The 17,787-nt window shown below is 47.1% G+C and carries 18 protein-coding genes; 1 reads left to right on the top strand and 17 read right to left on the bottom strand.

Annotation, left to right across the window (positions count from 1 at the left end):
* Positions 1 to 18: 18 nt before the first annotated feature.
* The 5 genes from ACTRDR_RS04205 to rsxC are packed head-to-tail and all read right to left on the bottom strand — an operon-like array spanning position 19 to position 4,283.
* Positions 19 to 603 (bottom strand): electron transport complex protein RnfA, encoded by a 585-nt coding sequence (locus tag ACTRDR_RS04205; RefSeq protein ID WP_022153243.1) that lies wholly within the window; start codon positions 601 to 603, stop codon positions 19 to 21.
* On the bottom strand, positions 604 to 1,401 hold the full coding sequence (rsxE, locus tag ACTRDR_RS04200; protein ID WP_440526267.1) for an electron transport complex subunit RsxE: 798 nt from the start codon (positions 1,399 to 1,401) through the stop codon (positions 604 to 606). It abuts the gene before it with no gap.
* Positions 1,394 to 2,002, bottom strand: a complete 609-nt coding sequence (locus ACTRDR_RS04195; protein WP_440526305.1) for an RnfABCDGE type electron transport complex subunit G — start codon at positions 2,000 to 2,002, stop codon at positions 1,394 to 1,396. Before ACTRDR_RS04195 ends, rsxE begins: the two co-directional genes overlap by 8 nt.
* Before the next feature lie 7 nt (positions 2,003 to 2,009).
* Complete coding sequence (locus tag ACTRDR_RS04190; RefSeq protein ID WP_176863269.1) at positions 2,010 to 2,951, bottom strand: RnfABCDGE type electron transport complex subunit D; 942 nt, start codon at positions 2,949 to 2,951, stop codon at positions 2,010 to 2,012.
* A gap of 12 nt (positions 2,952 to 2,963) precedes the next feature.
* The gene (rsxC, locus tag ACTRDR_RS04185) at positions 2,964 to 4,283 is read right to left on the bottom strand and encodes an electron transport complex subunit RsxC (protein ID WP_440526266.1); all 1,320 of its coding nucleotides are present in this window, start codon (positions 4,281 to 4,283) and stop codon (positions 2,964 to 2,966) included.
* 184 nt (positions 4,284 to 4,467) lie between these two features.
* Between rsxC and ACTRDR_RS04180 the strand changes: the two genes are divergently transcribed.
* The gene (locus ACTRDR_RS04180) at positions 4,468 to 5,574 is read left to right on the top strand and encodes a ribonuclease H-like domain-containing protein (protein ID WP_440526265.1); all 1,107 of its coding nucleotides are present in this window, start codon (positions 4,468 to 4,470) and stop codon (positions 5,572 to 5,574) included.
* A 54-nt stretch (positions 5,575 to 5,628) separates the two neighbouring features.
* Here ACTRDR_RS04180 and ACTRDR_RS04175 read toward each other — a convergent pair whose 3' ends face one another.
* From ACTRDR_RS04175 to ACTRDR_RS04120, 12 genes are all read right to left on the bottom strand, one after another.
* Entirely contained in the window at positions 5,629 to 6,405 is a 777-nt protein-coding gene (locus tag ACTRDR_RS04175; protein WP_440526304.1) for a CheR family methyltransferase, read from the bottom strand.
* Between the two features lie 27 nt (positions 6,406 to 6,432).
* Positions 6,433 to 7,581, bottom strand: coding sequence for a 30S ribosomal protein S1 (rpsA, locus tag ACTRDR_RS04170; protein ID WP_176863277.1), 1,149 nt, complete (start codon positions 7,579 to 7,581; stop codon positions 6,433 to 6,435).
* A complete protein-coding gene (gene ispH / locus ACTRDR_RS04165) occupies positions 7,562 to 8,422 on the bottom strand; it encodes a 4-hydroxy-3-methylbut-2-enyl diphosphate reductase (RefSeq protein WP_176863279.1) in 861 nt (286 codons plus the stop codon). Before ispH ends, rpsA begins: the two co-directional genes overlap by 20 nt.
* Positions 8,423 to 8,436: 14 nt before the next feature.
* A complete protein-coding gene (gene cmk, locus ACTRDR_RS04160) occupies positions 8,437 to 9,093 on the bottom strand; it encodes a (d)CMP kinase (RefSeq protein WP_440526264.1) in 657 nt (218 codons plus the stop codon).
* Between the two features lie 100 nt (positions 9,094 to 9,193).
* Positions 9,194 to 10,453, bottom strand: coding sequence for an NAD(P)/FAD-dependent oxidoreductase (locus tag ACTRDR_RS04155; RefSeq protein WP_440526263.1), 1,260 nt, complete (start codon positions 10,451 to 10,453; stop codon positions 9,194 to 9,196).
* A gap of 29 nt (positions 10,454 to 10,482) precedes the next feature.
* Positions 10,483 to 11,403: a MurR/RpiR family transcriptional regulator gene (locus ACTRDR_RS04150; RefSeq protein WP_440526262.1), complete on the bottom strand. Its 921-nt coding sequence runs from the start codon at positions 11,401 to 11,403 to the stop codon at positions 10,483 to 10,485.
* Positions 11,404 to 11,408: 5 nt separating this feature from the next.
* A complete protein-coding gene (locus ACTRDR_RS04145; protein WP_176863285.1) occupies positions 11,409 to 11,984 on the bottom strand; it encodes a WHG domain-containing protein in 576 nt (191 codons plus the stop codon).
* 209 nt (positions 11,985 to 12,193) lie between these two features.
* Complete coding sequence (locus ACTRDR_RS04140) at positions 12,194 to 13,621, bottom strand: oxaloacetate decarboxylase subunit alpha (protein ID WP_154495203.1); 1,428 nt, start codon at positions 13,619 to 13,621, stop codon at positions 12,194 to 12,196.
* A 168-nt stretch (positions 13,622 to 13,789) separates the two neighbouring features.
* The gene (locus ACTRDR_RS04135) at positions 13,790 to 14,941 is read right to left on the bottom strand and encodes a sodium ion-translocating decarboxylase subunit beta (protein WP_440526261.1); all 1,152 of its coding nucleotides are present in this window, start codon (positions 14,939 to 14,941) and stop codon (positions 13,790 to 13,792) included.
* Positions 14,942 to 14,979: 38 nt separating this feature from the next.
* On the bottom strand, positions 14,980 to 15,351 hold the full coding sequence (locus tag ACTRDR_RS04130) for a biotin/lipoyl-containing protein (protein WP_440526260.1): 372 nt from the start codon (positions 15,349 to 15,351) through the stop codon (positions 14,980 to 14,982).
* A gap of 25 nt (positions 15,352 to 15,376) precedes the next feature.
* Positions 15,377 to 16,162: an OadG family protein gene (locus ACTRDR_RS04125; protein WP_440526259.1), complete on the bottom strand. Its 786-nt coding sequence runs from the start codon at positions 16,160 to 16,162 to the stop codon at positions 15,377 to 15,379.
* 17 nt (positions 16,163 to 16,179) lie between these two features.
* A complete protein-coding gene (locus tag ACTRDR_RS04120) occupies positions 16,180 to 17,613 on the bottom strand; it encodes an acyl-CoA carboxylase subunit beta (RefSeq protein ID WP_440526258.1) in 1,434 nt (477 codons plus the stop codon).
* Between the last annotated feature and the right edge of the window lie 174 nt (positions 17,614 to 17,787).

Raw genomic sequence — 17,787 nt, 5'->3', positions numbered from 1 at the left:
CTTTAAGTTACTCCCTTCCTAAATCAGACCGGAGAATCCGCAGAAAGCAATTGCCATCAGTCCTGCTGTCAGCAGAACCATAGGCATTCCCTTGAAGGATTCCGGAACTTCATTGTATTCCATCTTCTCACGCAGTCCCGCTAAGATCACGATGGCAATGGTAAAGCCAAGTGCCGTGGCGAAACCGTTCACAATACCGGTTAAAATACCGTATTCCTTCTGTACGTTGGTAATGGCAACACCTAAGACCGCACAGTTGGTGGTGATCAGCGGAAGATATACGCCAAGTGCCTGATACAGAGAAGGCATTGCCTTTTTCAGGAACATTTCCACGAACTGTACCAGCGCCGCAATGACAAGAATGAATACAATGGTCTCTAAGTACTCAATGTGTAACGGCTGTAAAATAAACTTATAGATCACACCCGCCACCGCACTCGCAAGGGTAATGACGAAAATAACCGCTGTGCCCATGCCGCCTGCCGTCTTGATCTTACGGGATACGCCGAGGAAAGGGCAAAGTCCCATGAACTGGCTTAAGACGATATTGCTGACAATGGAGGAACTGATCAGTAACAGAAGCATATCTTTTACACTATCCATTTATTTGTCCTCCTTGTCTAAGTCTATCGTTTCAAGTGCATCTGCCGCAGCCTTTGCTTTTTGCATCTTAGATACTGCAGCTTCTGCTGTCTGTCCGGCATTCTCTGTTGTATCATAGAACCGTTCCGAGCAGCCGCTCTCCCCACAGTGGAGACAGTCATGTCCGCAGCCGGACTGGATCTTCTCGTAATCTTTGCCTGCCAGTTTTCTCTTGTTCTTCACATAATTCTGCAGAGCTGTCAATGCCGCCAGTACGAAGAACGCACCGGGTGCCAGCCCGAAAATGTTAATCGTCACATAGGAATCCGGCATGATCTGAAATCCGAAGATGGATCCTGCCGCCAGGATCTCTCTCACTGCACCGATACAGGTCAGTGCCAGAGAAAATCCAAGGCCCATGCCAAGTCCGTCAAACAATGACGGAATGGGAGGATTGGAATATGCATAACTCTCCGCTCTTCCTAAAATAATACAGTTTACCACGATCAGAGGAATGTACACGCCCAGGGCATCGTTCAGTGACGGCAGATATGCCTGTAACAGCAGCTGTACAGCAGTTACGAAGGATGCAATGATCACGATAAATGCAGGAATTCTTACTCTGCTGGGGATCACTTTTCTGAGCAGGGAAATGATCAGATTACTCATGGTCAGTACCACCGCTGTGGTCAGTCCCATCCCCAGTCCGTTCATGGCAGATGTGGTAACCGCCAGTGTAGGACACATTCCAAGCATCAGCACAAAGGTAGGGTTCTCTTTTATAATACCGTTATAAAGTCTTTCTCCCGCTTTATTCATTGCCTGCACCTCCCTGTACATAATCATTAAATGCCAGAAGGCTTCCGTTGACGGCATTGGTCACCGCCTTAGTCGTAATGGTCGCTCCGCTGATGGCATCAATCTCACTGTCGGAGGCAGCGCCGGTCTTCGTATAAGTAAAGCTCTTCACATTCTTATTATGGAACTGCGGTACCAACACATCGCCGGCTTTCATACCAAGTCCCGGAGTCTCGGAGATGCTTAAGATGGAAATGTCATTTACTGTTCCATCCAGACGGATACCTACGTACAACACGATATTACCGCCGTAGCCTTCGGAAGTCGTCGTCTGGATCACATAACCTAACTGTGCTCCGGAAGCATCCTGTGCCTCATAGACCGTACCGATGGTAATTCCGGTATCGGATAACTTCTGTGCGGTATCCGCGGAAGGCGTATAAGCATCCAGTTCTTCAAACTGTTGTGCATCCGCAAAAACTGCCCGGCAGGCTTCCTGCACTGCCTTTTCCTCCTGCAGGCGGATGGGCTCCTTAGTCAGTTCATAGACAAAACCAAGCAGCAGTCCTGCAATCAGTGTGATTGCGAACAAAATGCCCGCTTCTTTTAACATTACCTGAATATCTTTATTATTTTTCACGTCTCACACCTGCCTTTCTGCCAAAAGCTGTCGGCATGGTGAATTTCTCGATCAGAGGTACTAAAAGGTTACCTAAAATAATCGCATAGGATACGCCTTCCGCACCCGGTCCGAAGATACGGAAGATTCCGGTGAGAAGTCCCAGAACAATGCCGTATACATACTGTCCCTTGCTCGTGACAGGTCTGGTCACATAATCCGTTGCCATGAAGAAAGCTCCCAGGATCAGACCACCGCCTGCAAGCTGTGCAGACAGATATGCCGGATCAAAGCCGTGTCCTCCAAAAATTCCGGCAAACAGGATCACGGTAACAATGTATGTACCGGGAATCCGAAGGTCAATCACACCGATCAGGATCAGAAAACATGCACCGATCAACAACGCGATCATGGAAGTCTCACCGATGGTACCGGCAGTCTTACCTACGATCATGTTCATAACATTGACACTCTCTCCTGCCTTCAGTGCCGCCAGTGGGGTAGCTCCGGTATACGCATCACAGGTAAAGTTCGTCATCTGCGAAGGGAAAGAGATCAACAGGAAACATCTGGCTGCCAGTGCCGGGTTCATGAAATTCTGTCCCAGACCACCGAACAGCATTTTTACTACCAGAATTGCAAACACACCTCCCAAAGCCGCCATCCACAGCGGAATGCTCACCGGCAGGTTCAGTGCCAGTAAAAGTCCCGTTACTACCGCAGACATATCGGTAATGGTAATTTTTTTCTTCCAGAGCCAGCCGAATAACAATTCTGTCAGGACTGTGCTTGCAATGGTCACAGCCATCACTGCCAATGCTCTGGGACCGAAGTTATAGATTCCGAAACCGGCAGCAGGCAGCAGTGCGATCACCACAGCTGTCATAATACTGCTGGTCGTTACTTTTGACCTTATATGAGGATTTGAAGATACTTTCAAAAGTCCGCTCAATGTTCTTCCCTCCTACTTCTTTTTCTTTTTGGCGAGCTGGATCTTACGCATGGATTTGATCTCCTGCGTCAGAGGACGCTTTGCCGGACATACATAACTACAACAGCCGCACTCACAGCATTCCATGCCATTATGCTCTACGAACGCTTCCTCATCAAAGTGCTCTGCATAAGTTGCTAAGAGACTGGGCACAATACGGCCGGGACAGGCTTCCACACAGCGCCCACAGTTGATACAGGGACCAGGCTCCATAGCGGATACATCATCCTGGGTCAGTGCCAGCAGCGCTGTGGATGTCTTGGTCGTAGGCACATCCAGCTGGAACATGCCGAAGCCCATCATGGGGCCACCACAGATGATCTTCTCCGGCTCCTGTTTAAATCCACCTGCCACATCCAACAGCTCCTGATAACTCATGCCGATGGGTACGCGGAAGTTCCGGGGATTCGCCACGGCATCACCGGTAACGGTTATGATACGTTCCATCAGAGGTCGCCCTTCCGTCACGGCTCTGTAAATAGCCACTACAGTATCCACATTGTCCACGATACATCCCACATCCGCAGGAAGCATGGAGGAATTGATCTTACGTCCTGTTGTGGCATAGATCAACTGACGCTCCGCACCCTGGGGGTACTTCGTCTTCAATGCCTTGACTGTGATCTGCGGATCATTTTTCGTCAGCTGCTTCAGCAATGAAATGCAATCCGGTTTATTATCTTCCACCGCCAGAATACCATGGGCATTGTCAAACAGCTTCAGCATGATCTTCAGACCACCGATCAGTTTGTCCGGTTCTTCCATCATTCTACGGTAATCGGAAGTCAGATAAGGCTCACATTCCGCACAGTTGGCGATGACATATTCAATTTTATTGGGATCTTTCGGTGACAGCTTCACATGGGTAGGGAATCCGGCACCACCCATACCTACGATTCCGGCTTCCTTCACAATGTCAATGATCTCTTCCTTCTGCAGCTTATCCACCGGTGCATACGGATGAAATTCTTCGCTCTCATACAGACCGTCATTGTCAATTATAATACTCTGTATCAGATCTCCCGTTACCACTCGTCTCGTCTCAATGGCTTTCACCGTACCCGACACAGATGCATAGATGGGTGCCGACACGAAGCCACCGCTCTCCGCGATCTTCTGGCCCGCCAGTACCCTGTCTCCTTTTGCCACAATAGGCTTTGCAGGAGCACCGATATGCTGGGACAGAGGATAGACCATTTCTCCCTTGGGCAGGACATCCTGGATCGGTTTGTCCTTGGACAGATCTTTTCCATCATAGGGATGTATTCCGCCTACAAATGTCAACTTTGCCATTTCCTAACATCCTTTCTAAATAGTTACTTATATTTCAATGTACATCATGGTAATTGTACTATTTTTATCAAATTTTATCAACTTTTATCAACAAAATGCTACTGCAAATTATAAAATTATGGTAGAATAAATTCATCTATAACGGACTGATCAAATTGCCTCATACGGCAGAAAGAGGTCATACATGAAAAAATCAGAAGAGACTCTGGAGAATTTTGCGATCTCCTATCCCCTGGATAAGCTGGCGCCTCTGGAGCAGATACTTTTTCTCGATATTGAGACCACAGGCTTCACTTCCCGTACTTCTTATTTATATATGATAGGCTGTGCCTATTATCAGGCAGGCAAATGGCATACCATCCAGTGGATGGCAGAGGATTATTCAAAAGAAGGTGAGATTCTCACTGCTTTCTTTGATTTTTCCAGGGATTACCGCTATCTCGTACATTTTAACGGTAATAATTTTGATCTTCCTTTTATTACGCAAAAGTGTACACAGCTAAAGCTTCCCTTCTCCTTTGAAGGATTCCGGGGAATCGATATTTACCGCAGGATCTCTCCCTATAAGTTCTTTTTAAAGCTTCCGAACTGTAAGCAGAAGACCCTGGAACAATATCTGGGAATTGCCCGTACCGATGTCTTCTCCGGCGGTGAACTGATCGGTCTGTACCATGATTACGTGAAGAATCCTTCGGAGTTCACCGAAAAGGCATTGTTCTTACATAATGCAGATGATTTAAAGGGGATGTTAGAGGTTCTTCCGATCCTGGCATATTACGATCTGTTCAACGAAAACAGTGTAAAAGCCAAGAAGGTACAGGCAAATTACTATAAAGACGTGAACGGTTCCAAGCGCAAGGAGCTGCTGATCACTCTGCAGCTCCCCACTCCTCTGCCCAAGCCCGTAACTGCATGCGCTGCGAACTGCTACTTCCGCGGCGAAGGAGACAATGCTACCTTAAAAGTACCGATCTATGAGGAAGAGCTGAAATATTTCTATTCCAATTACACGGATTACTATTATCTTCCCACAGAGGATGTAGCACTGCATAAATCCGTTGCCGGTTTCGTCGATAAGGAGCATCGGATCCAGGCCTCGGCAGCAAATTGCTATACCAGGAAGTTCTCCTGCTATCTGCCGCAATGGGATATCTTATTTACTCCTTTCTTTAAGAGAGATTATAAGAGCAAAGAATTGTTCTTCGAGCTAACCGATGAGATGAAGAAAAACAGAGAAGGTTTTACGCAGTATGCCAACCACGTTCTGTCCATGATCGCATCTACTTACTAAAATCAATTTGTCAGCCAAAAAAAGAGGAAAGCGAATCCGCTTTCCTCTTTTTTGTTATAACGGTTTTACATAATAGAAAGAACTCTTTCTGTCAAAACCAATCTCACGATAATTCATAATCTGTTCCGTACTTCCGATAAACAGCATACCGCCCTTCGCCAGGGACTGGTAATACTTCCGGAATACCTGATCCTTTGCTTCTTCCGTAAAGTAGATCAGTACATTTCTGCACACGATCAGATCACAATCGGTAGGATACATATCCTTTAGTAAATTATGCTGGTGGAAATCCACTCTCGCTTTGATCTCATCTGCTATCTTATAGGAGGGGCCAATCTTCGTGAAGTATTTCTTCTTCAGATCTTCCGGCACTCCTTCTATGCTCTTCTCACCGTACAGACCAGCCTTTGCCTTCGCAATGACCTGCTTGTCCAGATCGGTAGCATAGATGTGGATCTGCTGTAACGGAATGTGCCGTGACAGAGCCATTACCAGTGAGTAAGGCTCATCCCCTGTGGAACAGGCAGCACTCCAGATCTTAAGATTCTTACCAAAACGTTGGATCAGCTCCGGGATCACGGTGTCTTCCAGATATTTCCACTGTTCCGGATTACGATAGAATTCTGAGACATTAATCGTAATATATCCTACGAATTCCTCGAATAGTTCTTTATCCGTCTTCAGTGCCTGTACATACTTATCATATCCTACAATCTTATGTTTAGCGATCAGGGTATCGATACGCCGCTTCATCTGCTTCTCTTTGTAAGCATTCAGATCGATCGTAGTCAGAGAATAAATCTCTTTTTTAAAATACTCATAATCGTATATCACGAATATCTACCACCTAACGGTTACTTATTCCTCAGTGTCTGCAGCTTCTGCAGCGATTACAGCGTCGATATCCACAGATACTACATCTGCGTCAGACTCTTCCTTTGCCTCAGCGGGTTCAGGAGCAGTCAGTGCCTTAACGCTAAGGGAAATCTTATGATCCGCCTCATTAAAGTCTACAACCTTTGCAGTTACTTCATCGCCTACGCTCAGTACATCAGAGGGCTTCTCGATATGCTCCTTGGCAATCTGAGATACATGAAGCAGTGCGTCCACACCGGGCTCTAACTCTACGAATGCACCAAAGTCAGTCATTCTTGCAACCTTACCGGTTACTACATTGCCGACTGCATACTTCTGTGCAGCGTCCTTCCAAGGGTTAGCATCATCGAATTTGAGGGATAATGCGATCTTATTGCCGTTGATCTCCTTGATCAGGACTTTCAGCTTGTCGCCAACCTTGAATACCTTCTTGGGATGTTCCACTCTGCCCCAGGACATCTCAGAGATATGAAGCAGTCCGTCTGCACCACCCAGATCGATAAATGCACCGAAATCGGTTACGTTCTTAACAACGCCTTCTACGATGTCGCCTTCTTTGATCTTCTCGAAGAGTTCCTTCTGCAGTTCAGCCTTCTTAGCTACGATGAGCTGCTTACGGTCGCCGATGTATCTTCTTCTCTTGGGATTGTACTCGCTGATCACGAATTCGATCTCCTGTCCGGCATACTTGGTCAGATCCTTCTCATAAGTATCGGATACCAAGCTTGCGGGGATGAAGATTCTTACTTCGTCCACGATTACACTTAAGCCACCGTCCAGTACCTGGGATACGGTTGCTTTAAGTACTTCGTGATTGTTAAATGCTTCTTCGATTCTCTTGTTGCCTCTGTCTGCAGCAAGACGCTTGTAGGTAAGGAGAACCTGACCCTCACCATCATTTACTTTCAGAACCTTAACTTCCATGGTGTCACCAACCTTGGCAACCGTGGTAAGATCCACGCTGGAGTCGTTGGTGTATTCGTTCTTGGTAAGAATACCGTCAGATTTGTATCCGATGTTCAGAATGATCTCTTCCGGTTTCACATCGATGACTGTACCTTCGACTACCTCTCCTGCATGTATTGTCTTTAATGATTCTTCCAGCATTTGTTCAAAAGTTAATTCTGACATAATTTTGAACCTCCTCAATTAATTTATTTGGGGTGGAAGCCCCCGCGGTAATACCCACTAGTCGAACAGCTTTAGGTAGATCTAAATGCAAGTCATCCAGTGTCTGTATAAAATAGGTGTGCTCACATTCCCTTTGGCAGATTTCGTAAAGCTTTCTGCTGTTGGAACTGTGCTTCCCTCCTATTACAATCATAACGTCAGCTTCCGCTGCAATGGTCTTTGCCGATCGCTGTCGCTCTTCTGTAGCATTACAGATAGTGTTCACAACACTATCATTGTAACCTTTTTTTTCAAAAATTTCAACTATATATTGAAATTTATTGTAGTTATATGTCGTCTGAGAAACAATACAGAGTTTTTCGCCTTCTGTTTTTACAAAATTTTCTGCCTGATCCGGAGTCTCCAGAACGGTAACGGGACCCGGACACCAGCCGACGATTCCCTCTACCTCCGGGTGTTTCGGATCTCCCACAACAATTACATGATACCCCTCGGTGCTTTTTTGTTCCACGATACGATGGATCTTTTTCACAAAAGGGCAGGTGGCATCGATACATTCCAGACCGTTTGCTTCCATGATGTCATAGATCTCTTTTGCCACACCGTGAGCACGGATGATCACGGTGGGAATGTTCTCCCCGGCTTTCAGATGTTTCAATTCCTCTTTATTCTCCAGAACCCGTACACCCTTTTCCGACAGTTCTCTGACCACTTCCTCGTTGTGTACAATGGGACCATAGGTATATATAGTCTTCCCGTTTTTTAATTGTTCATACACAGTATCCACGGCGCGCTTTACACCAAAACAAAAGCCTGCACAGTCTGCCAGTCTTACTTCCATATATCGTCTCCCATTTAGCCAATCAATGCCACGATCCGGTCAATGACCTGTTCAATGGTCATGTCGGAGGTATCCACAAGTACCGCATCCTCCGCCTGCTTTAACGGAGAAGTCTCTCTGTGCATATCTCTGTAATCTCTGTCCTCGATATCCTGACGGATCTTTACTAAGTCACAGGTCTCTCCCTTGGCAGTCAGCTCGTCATATCTTCTTTTTGCCCTCACCATGCTGCTGGCAGTCAGATAGACTTTTACCTGTGCATGAGGAAGTACCACTGTACCAATATCACGGCCATCCATGATCACATCGCTTTTTGCAGCCAGTGCCTGCTGGAGTTCTACCAGTTTGGTACGTACAGCCGGCTGTGCGCTGGTGGTGGATGCCATATTGCCCACCTCCTCGGTACGCAGATAAGCATTGACGTTTTCGCCGTTTAATAATACAACCTGTTCTCCGTCCACATACTGAATGGTAATGTCTGCTTCCTTACATTTATCGGCGATAGCTGCCGCATCCGCAGGATCCACGCCCTCTCTCAACATGAACAGTGCCATGGCACGGTACATTGCTCCGGTATCCACATAGATAAATCCCTTCTTTTTTGCCACTGCTCTGGCAATCGTGCTTTTACCGGCACCTGCCGGTCCGTCAATCGCTACATTAAAGCTCATATTCATATCCTCTTTTCTTTTTATTTTCTTTTTTTCTTTGTGATTATGATGTTGGGCTCAAAAGCCCCCGACTTTGATACCTACGGATTGCGTGGGATTATCATCCCACTTCTATGCTGTCTCCCGCCAGATGTCCCGTAGACCAGGCAATCTGTAAGTTAAAGCCACCGGTCATGGCATCCAGATCCAGTACTTCCCCTGCAAAATACAGATGCTTTACCAGCTTGGATTCCATAGTGGAAGGATTGATGTCCTTTACAGAGATTCCGCCCTGGGTAATAATTGCTTCCGCAAAAGATCTCGTCCCCGTCACCGTCATGGGCAATGCTTTGATCAGCATACCGAACGCTTTTCTCTCTTCCCTGCCAATCTCATTGACCTTCTTCTCCGGAGAGATTCCGGACAGTTCTATCATAACAGGAATCAGCTTCGCAGGAAACAGATGATCCAGTGCATTTTTAAACTGCTTGTTCTTCGCTTCCTCAAAATCCCGAAGCAGACGTTTATCTAACTGTTCCGGTGTCAGTGCCGGTTTCAGATCCAGGAAAAGCTTTACCTCATCGTCACCTTTTCGTTTAGAAATATTTTTGGAATAAAAGCTGCTGGCGGACAAAATCAACGGCCCGCTGACACCGAAATGGGTAAACAGCATCTCTCCGAAGCCTTCGTACCAGGTCTTCTTCCCACATTGCATCCGGATCTCCACATTTTTAAGAGATAATCCCATCAGAGCTTTGCACCAGCTCTCGCGGATCACTAAGGGAACCAGTGCCGGTTTTCGCTCCGTTACATTATGACCGGTCTCCTCTGCGAACCGGTAACCGTCTCCGGTAGATCCGGTACTGGCATAGGAACAGCCGCCGGTACAAATAATGCAGTCATCCGCCGTCATTTTCTTATGATCCGCACATTCCACTCCGTAAAAGTAAGACTTCCCGTCACTTTCCTTCGTCAGGATTTTTTTCACTTCTGTGTGCAGATGAATATCCACATGATATTTATGCAGTTCTCTCTGCAGAGCGGCGATCACATCCGAAGAATGATCGGATACCGGAAATACCCGGTCTCCGCGTTCTGTCTTCAGGGGGCAGCCCGCCTGTTCGATCAGATCGCACACCTGTGTATTGTCAAAGCTATAAAAAGCACTGTACAGGAACTTTTCATTGGTGCAGACATTTTGGAACAGAACATCCATATCCGCCCCATTAGTCACATTACAACGGCCTTTTCCCGTAATAAACAGCTTTTTCCCAAGCTTTTCATTTTTTTCCAAAAGGGTTACATTATGTCCGCATTTTGCTGCCGCAATGGCAGCCATCATACCGGCAGCACCGCCGCCGACTACTATCACATTACTCATTTTCATCCTTTTTTGCCGACATATCGACGTCACTGCTCCTTGCGTCGCAGAGAATAATCCAACATCGGTTCATCATCTATAAAATCAATCTCGTCATTCAGATACACCTGATAATTGTTCCAGGTCTCTTCCAGTGTCTCCAGATTCTTACGAACCTGCTCCGGGCACTTCAGGCAAAGCGCTACCACCAGCGCATTGATCACACTAAGTGGTGCCACCAGAGAATCCACCACCGACACCATGTCACTTCTTGCCAGCAGATTGCAGGAAGAATACAGATTCATAGGGGAATGGACACTGTCGGTGATAGCAATCACTTTGGCATTCCTGTCATTGGCGAACTCCATTGCCTTTAACGTCCGCATGGAATATCTTGGAAAACTGATGCCGATAAAACAATCCTTCGGTCCGATATGGATCATCTGTTCAAACGTCTCGCTGACGCTGGTAGTGTTCAGTAAAAATACCTTTCCGCGGATCATGTTCAGGTAAAAATGCAAAAACGCCGCCAACGGCTCATTGCTGCGGAGTCCCATGATATAGATGGTCTCCGCTTCTAAGATCGTAGTTACTGCTGACTCAAATGCCGCCGGATCCAGATTGTCTATCGTGTCCTGAATCTTCTCGATATCCGCACTGAGCACAGAGGTCAATATCTCCGACTGAGAACTTTTACCGTATTTGGCATCCATTTTCTGAATGCCGTTTAATTTTCCCTGCACACAGCCCTCCAGCGCTCTCTGGAACTTCGGATATCCGTCATAGCCGATGCCCGCAGCGAAACGTACCACGGTAGATTCGCTGATCCCCAGCGTCTCCCCCAGCCTGGCTGCTGTCATAAATACCGCCTGATCGAAATGCTCTAAAATATAATCCGCAATGGCTTTATGCCCCTTGCTCATTTTTGCATAGTGTTCCTTGATCCGGGTAAAAACATCATATTCTGCCACTGATTTTAACCTCGCATTGTCTCATTGTAAAAAGCATAATAGGAATGTTCCAAAAGCTGCATCGTCTGTAAATCTGTCAGATCATAATCTCCGGTCAGAGACATGCAGGCAGCTCCATGGATAAAAATCCACATTTTCATAAACAGATCTCCGGGGTCCGGACATCCTGCCGCTCTCGCCAGATTGATCTCATAGACCACATTTCCGGCATCACCGTTCAGGATCTCATACATGCTTTTCGTCTTATGCTTGCTGCCCTGATCACCGGATACAAACAGAAGTTCAAACAGGTGTCTTTCTTCCCGTGCAAAAGCTATGTACGCCATTCCCAAGTTGGCAAAAGGTGTCTTCCCGGTGCGGGGATACAGGCTGTAATAATCCAGAAAATACGCCGCCGCTCTCTCATAGACCGCATCCCACAGTTCTTCCATATTCTTATATACTCTGAAAATAGGCTGCGTGGAACATCCTGCCTTCGCCGCAACTTTTCTCGCAGTCACATTGGCAAAGCCTTCCTCTCTGGTCATGGCGAATGCCGTATCCAGGATCCTGTCAATCGTGATCATCTCTTTACGAGCCATAATCCCTCTCATTCCGCTGTTTTTACAGCAAACAATGTGTCCTTCTATAACACTTGTTATTTTAGTTGGTGAGAAGCACTTTTGTCAATATGTAATTAAGCCCATTCGCAATCCGGGCTATCGCCCTACTTGCTCATGTGGTTTTGTTCGTCTAATAAAAAAGCCGCACTGACTGCGAGCAGTCGTGCGACTTTTTATTGACGAATTATTTAGACAGGGTATGCACCGTTTTTGGTGTCAGCCTGGGTCATATCAACCTTTTCCTGCTGTGCCTGACGATATTTGAAGAAGTCGGTAGCAACCTGAGGGAACAGAGCGTAGCTTAATACGTCCTCATCCTGCTGTTTCCATTCCTTCATTTCGCCTTCCAGCTTATCCATCTCGTTGTCAAGCAGATCAGCGTAACGGCAGGTGATTCTCTCCTCACCGGGGATAACCTTGTCGATAACTTCCTGGCTCATGGGCTTAACGGTCTGACCGTACTCACCACGGAGCACTGCCTTGGTCTCCTTGGTAGCCATCTTGTAACGCTCACCGAGCAGTACATTGAAGACTGCCTGAGTACCAACGATCTGAGAAGAAGGAGTAACCAGAGGGGGCTCACCCAGATCCTTACGAACCTTAGGGATCTCCTTCAGTACATCGTAGTATCTGTCTTCTGCATTCTGCTCCTTCAGCTGGCTCACCATGTTGGAAAGCATACCGCCGGGTACCTGGTACAGCAGAGTCTTAATATCAACACCCATAACCTTGGGATTCAGCAGGCCGTTAGCCAGACACTCATCTCTGTAAGGTCTGAAGTAATCAGCGATCTCAGCCAACAGGTTCTGATCCAGACCGGTATCGTAAGGGGTTCCCTTGAAGGTCTCAACCATAACCTCGGTAGCAGGCTGTGAAGTACCCATAGCGAAGGGGCTCATAGCGGTATCGATCACATCAACACCGGCCTCTACTGCCTTCAGGTAAGTCATGCTTGCAACACCGGAAGTATAGTGGGTATGCAGCTGGATGGGAAGCTTGGTAACTTCCTTCATAGCCTTGATCAGTTCAGCAGCCTTGTAAGGTACTAACAGACCAGCCATATCCTTGATACAGATGGAATCTGCACCCATCTCTTCGATTTTCTTGGCCATGCCGGTCCAGTACTCTAAGGTGTAAGCATCGCCCAGGGTGTATGCCAGAGCAACCTGTGCTTCACCTCTGCCTTCCTGTGCCTTGAACTTATTGGTAGCATTTACTGCTTCCTGTAAGTTGCGCAGGTCATTCAGACAGTCGAAAATACGAATGATATCAATACCGTTGGAAATAGACTTCTGTACGAAGTAATCTACCACGTCATCTGCATAAGGTCTGTAACCTAAAATGTTCTGTCCACGGAACAGCATCTGTAACTTGGTGTTCTTGAAGCCGTCACGCAGCTTTCTCAGTCTGTCCCAGGGATCTTCCTTCAGGAAACGAAGGGATGCATCAAAGGTAGCACCGCCCCAGCACTCTACGGAATGATAACCAACTTTATCCATCTTATCTACGATAGGAAGCATGAATTCGGTCGGCATTCTGGTAGCGATCAGAGACTGATGTGCATCACGTAAAACAGTTTCCGTAATCTTAATCGGTTTCTTTTCAATTTCTGACATTACGAATATCCTCCATAATATTATTTTCTATAATTAGTTTGACGCGATGCCATTCATAAGTCCTTCGGACTTATTTCATCGCGCTTCGCGCGAAATACATCTCACAAACATCATGTGCCGATGCAAGCAAGCTTGCCCGTCCCATGATATTTGGAGATGTGCATCGCTTTAAAACACTCCGAAGATTGCCATGAATGTACCGGCTGCTACGGCAGTACCGATAACACCTGCCACGTTAGGTCCCATAGCATGCATGAGCAGGAAGTTGGTAGGGTCGGATTCCGCACCAACCTTCTGGGATACACGTGCTGCCATTGGAACTGCGGATACACCTGCAGAACCGATCAGAGGATTGATCTTGCCGCGGGACAGTACGCACATCAGTTTACCGAACAGAACACCTGCTGCGGTACCGAACATGAAGGCAATCAGACCCAGAGCTACGATCTTCAGTGTATCAGCATTCAGGAATGCTTCTGCACTGGTGGTAGCACCTACGGAAGTACCTAACAGAATAACTACGATGTACATCAGAGCATTGGATGCTGTCTCAGTCAGCTGACGAACAACGCCGGACTCACGGAACAGGTTACCCAGCATCAGCATACCTACCAGAGGCGCTGTGGTGGGAAGGATCAGACATACAACAATAGTAACAACGATGGGGAACAGGATCTTCTCCAGCTTGGATACCGGACGAAGCTGACCCATCTTGATCTTTCTCTCCTTCTCAGTGGTGAGAAGCCTCATAATAGGGGGCTGGATAATGGGAACCAGTGACATATAGGAATATGCTGCCACCGCGATAGGTCCCAGAATTGCCGTCTGTCCCAGCTTACCAGCAAGGAAGATGGAGGTAGGGCCGTCAGCACCACCGATGATGGAGATGGCTGCAGCTGCCTTGTCGTTGAATCCCAGCCAGATCGCACCGAAGTATGCTGCAAAAATACCGAACTGTGCAGCTGCTCCCAAAAGGAAGCTCTTAGGGTTTGCGATCAGAGGGCCGAAGTCTGTCATGGCACCTACGCCCATGAAGATCAGGGACGGCAGGATTGCCAGTTCATCCAGCTTATAGAAATAATACAGTAAGCCGCCGGCACCGTTTGCTGCATTTTCAGGGTGCAGCATGATATCGGGGTAAATATTAACCAACAGCATACCGAACGCTATCGGGAGTAAGAGCAGTGGCTCAAACTCATGACGGATAGCTAAATAAAGGAAAAAGCATGCAACCAGAATCATGACATAGTTTCCCCAGGTCAGGTTAAAAAACGCTGTCTGATGAATCAGGTTGTTAAGCGTACTAGCTATATATTCCATTTGATGACCTCCTGTTGTTTATAGAGCTGATAAAAAGATTAGTTCAGAGTTGCCAGAACTGCACCAGCCTCAACAGTATCACCAACTGCAACGTCAATGCTTGCAACAGTACCGTCTTCGGGAGCTACAACGGGGATTTCCATCTTCATAGCTTCCAGAATGATGACTGCGTCACCCTTCTTAACAGCCTGTCCAACATTTGCCTCTACCTTGAAGATCTTACCTGCTGCACCGGCCTCAACCTTGATGCTGCCTGCTGCGCTGCCTGCCTTGGGAGCTGTCACGGGAGCCTTGGGTGCTGCCTTAGGAGCTGCGGGAGCCTTTGCTGCTACGGGTGCTCCGGTAGATGCGCCCTCTTCTACTACTACATCATATACGTTGCCATTTACGGTAATGGTATAATTTTTCATTTTAATATCCTCCTACGATTTTAGATTATCTAACTTTGCGGATAGAACGAACTACAAATCCGTCAGTGCTTGCCGCGCCTTCGCTTGCTGCAATTGCAGCTGCGATTACGGCTACCAACTCAGTGTCATCTGCCTCAGCCGCTTCCTGTGCAGCGATCTGAGTTACTGCATTATCGATGCCCGCGCTCTTTGCTTCTTCCTTCTTGTCCTTCTTGCTGAATGCAGCCTGGATCTTGGGAATGAAGTTGAACAGGGAAATGATCAGTGAGATCATGATCAGCATTACGAATACCGTTCCCATACCGATCAGAGTATTCAGCGCAGCCTTGGTCATCAGACCCCCCATGGATTCTACGGGATTCAATGCTGCTGACTCCATGCTCAGGAACATATCATTGCTGAAGATCACTTCTGCCTGTGCGTTCTGGTTTGCTCCGGTCACATCTACATGTACAATGATCTGATCATCATCGATGGTAGCATCTGCATCACCGACAGCAGTGATACCGCCGATGGTTTCCTTCGCGGAATTGAAAGACTCGATAGCAGTCTTGTATGCATAACCGTCAACAGTGATACCTACATTTTCCTGTACCAGGTATGCCACTTCATCAGCGGTATACTCGGAAAAGCTCTCAAGGGTAGCTTCGTCTTCAAAGTTCTCAAGAGAAGGGATCACATACTGGGTAGCGATCTGGATCGCAGTATCCATCTTACGCTGCTCGTAATCCGTATAGGTCTCCTCACTGCCGCACGCCGTCAAACCAAAGATGCAGGTAATCATACATACTAAGCTTAAAAATTTCTTCATTTTATAATCACCCTTTCTTATACAGTTCCGTGTTTCTTGGCAGGACGGTCTTCACTCTTGGTGAATAACATCTCAAATGCGCCGATCACATATTTTCTGGTATCAGCTGCATTTACGATCTGGTCCACATATCCTCTCTTGGCTGCACTGGTAACATTCAGAGTCAGAGCTTCGTACTCTGCAGCCTTCTCATTGATCACATCAGCGCCCTGACCATCATACATGATCTTGGCAGCAAGCTTGCCGTCCATAGCACCGATCTGTGCATCCGGCCATGCCATAGTGATGTCAGCACCGATTGCCTTGGAGTTCATTACCACATAAGCGGTTCCTAAAGCCTTGCCGATCACAACGTTTACCTTGGGAACGGTAGCGTTAGCGAATGCGTAGGTCAGCTTTGCAGCAGCCTTGGCAATCGTCTTCTCGGAAGCTAAAGTTGCCTCGTAACCCTTGACATTGGTCAGAGTCAGTACGGGGATACCGAAAGCATCACAGAAGTTCACGAACTCTGCAGCCTTCTCGCAGCCCTCTGCGGTCAGTACATCGTCTAACTTCTCTGCAACTTTCCCTTCCTCATCGCAGATCTCGGAACGGTTAGCTACCGCACCTACGGTAACGCCATCGAGCCGTAAGAAACCGGTTACCATATTCTTGGCATATCCGGACTTTACTTCGAAGAAATTGTTGTCATCTGCCAGAATGGACAGGGCAACGGAAGTGTCGCCGACACAACCTGCGATCTCAGGATTCACACGATTCAGATCATCGGTGCAGTCCTCTAAAAAGCTTGCATCATCTTCGTTGTTGGCAGGCAGGAAGCTTACCAGCTCTCTTACCTTCTCCAGAATGGTTGCTTCGTCAGCCACCACATCAACGATACCGCTCTCTTCTGCCTGGAACTTAGCGGAAGAAGAATCACACTTGGTGATCACATTGCCGTCCAAAGCGTTGGGAGCATTCACGAACAGCTTGGCGTTCTTCTCTTCCATGAAAGTGAAATCTGTCATGGTAGGGAACAGACCTAAGCCGCCGCCACAGGTTCCGAATACAGCGGTGATCTGAGGGATCACGCCGGAAGCCATGGTCTGCTTTAAGTAAATCTCACCGAATGCAGCCAGTGCATCGGTTGCCTCCTGCAGTCTTAAGCCTGCAGACTCGATCAGTCCGATCACAGGTGCTCCGGTCTTCATAGCCAGATCGTAGAGGTTTGTAATTTTCTTGGCATGCATCTCACCAATGGTTCCGTTCAGTACGGAAGCATCCTGGCTATATACATATACAAGATTACCATTGATCACTCCATAGCCGGTAATACAACCGTCAGAAGGAGTTTCATTGGGTTTCAGATTGAAATCCGTAGCTCTTGCGGTTACAAGTCCGCCGATTTCAACGAAACTGTTGTCATCGAGTAAAGCTGCTATTCTTTGACTCGCTTTTGAAGTAGTGCTCATATGTTTCAGCCCTCCGTTGATAATATAATAAAATAAATATAGAAAACTCTATTAATATAGAAGCACAAATGCCCCCATGATTAACAGTCGTTAGTATAACATAAAATCTGCAACTCGCAAAGAACGAATTGCAGATTTTTACAAAAATTATACATTGTTCCTTATTTTGAACAA

This window comes from Simiaoa sp. (assembly GCF_051972595.1).
GTDB classification, from domain to species: Bacteria; Bacillota; Clostridia; order Lachnospirales; family Lachnospiraceae; genus Acetatifactor; species Acetatifactor hominis.
Note: the sequence above shows the minus strand (reverse complement) of the source record. Positions and strands in the feature narration are given on the sequence as shown.

Bases quoted from the DNA above. Each gene is read 5' to 3' on its own strand.
- ACTRDR_RS04205 (WP_022153243.1), bottom strand. From the start codon at position 603: ATGGATAGTGTAAAAGATATGCTTCTGTTACTGATCAGTTCCTCCATT.
- rsxE (WP_440526267.1), bottom strand. From the start codon at position 1,401: ATGAATAAAGCGGGAGAAAGACTTTATAACGGTATTATAAAAGAGAAC.
- rsxC (WP_440526266.1), bottom strand. From the start codon at position 4,283: ATGGCAAAGTTGACATTTGTAGGCGGAATACATCCCTATGATGGAAAA.
- ACTRDR_RS04180 (WP_440526265.1), top strand. From the start codon at position 4,468: ATGAAAAAATCAGAAGAGACTCTGGAGAATTTTGCGATCTCCTATCCC.
- rpsA (WP_176863277.1), bottom strand. From the start codon at position 7,581: ATGTCAGAATTAACTTTTGAACAAATGCTGGAAGAATCATTAAAGACA.
- ispH (WP_176863279.1), bottom strand. From the start codon at position 8,422: ATGGAAGTAAGACTGGCAGACTGTGCAGGCTTTTGTTTTGGTGTAAAG.
- cmk (WP_440526264.1), bottom strand. From the start codon at position 9,093: ATGAGCTTTAATGTAGCGATTGACGGACCGGCAGGTGCCGGTAAAAGC.
- ACTRDR_RS04155 (WP_440526263.1), bottom strand. From the start codon at position 10,453: ATGAGTAATGTGATAGTAGTCGGCGGCGGTGCTGCCGGTATGATGGCT.
- ACTRDR_RS04145 (WP_176863285.1), bottom strand. From the start codon at position 11,984: ATGGCTCGTAAAGAGATGATCACGATTGACAGGATCCTGGATACGGCA.
- ACTRDR_RS04140 (WP_154495203.1), bottom strand. From the start codon at position 13,621: ATGTCAGAAATTGAAAAGAAACCGATTAAGATTACGGAAACTGTTTTA.
- ACTRDR_RS04135 (WP_440526261.1), bottom strand. From the start codon at position 14,941: ATGGAATATATAGCTAGTACGCTTAACAACCTGATTCATCAGACAGCG.
- ACTRDR_RS04130 (WP_440526260.1), bottom strand. From the start codon at position 15,351: ATGAAAAATTATACCATTACCGTAAATGGCAACGTATATGATGTAGTA.
- ACTRDR_RS04125 (WP_440526259.1), bottom strand. From the start codon at position 16,162: ATGAAGAAATTTTTAAGCTTAGTATGTATGATTACCTGCATCTTTGGT.
- ACTRDR_RS04120 (WP_440526258.1), bottom strand. From the start codon at position 17,613: ATGAGCACTACTTCAAAAGCGAGTCAAAGAATAGCAGCTTTACTCGAT.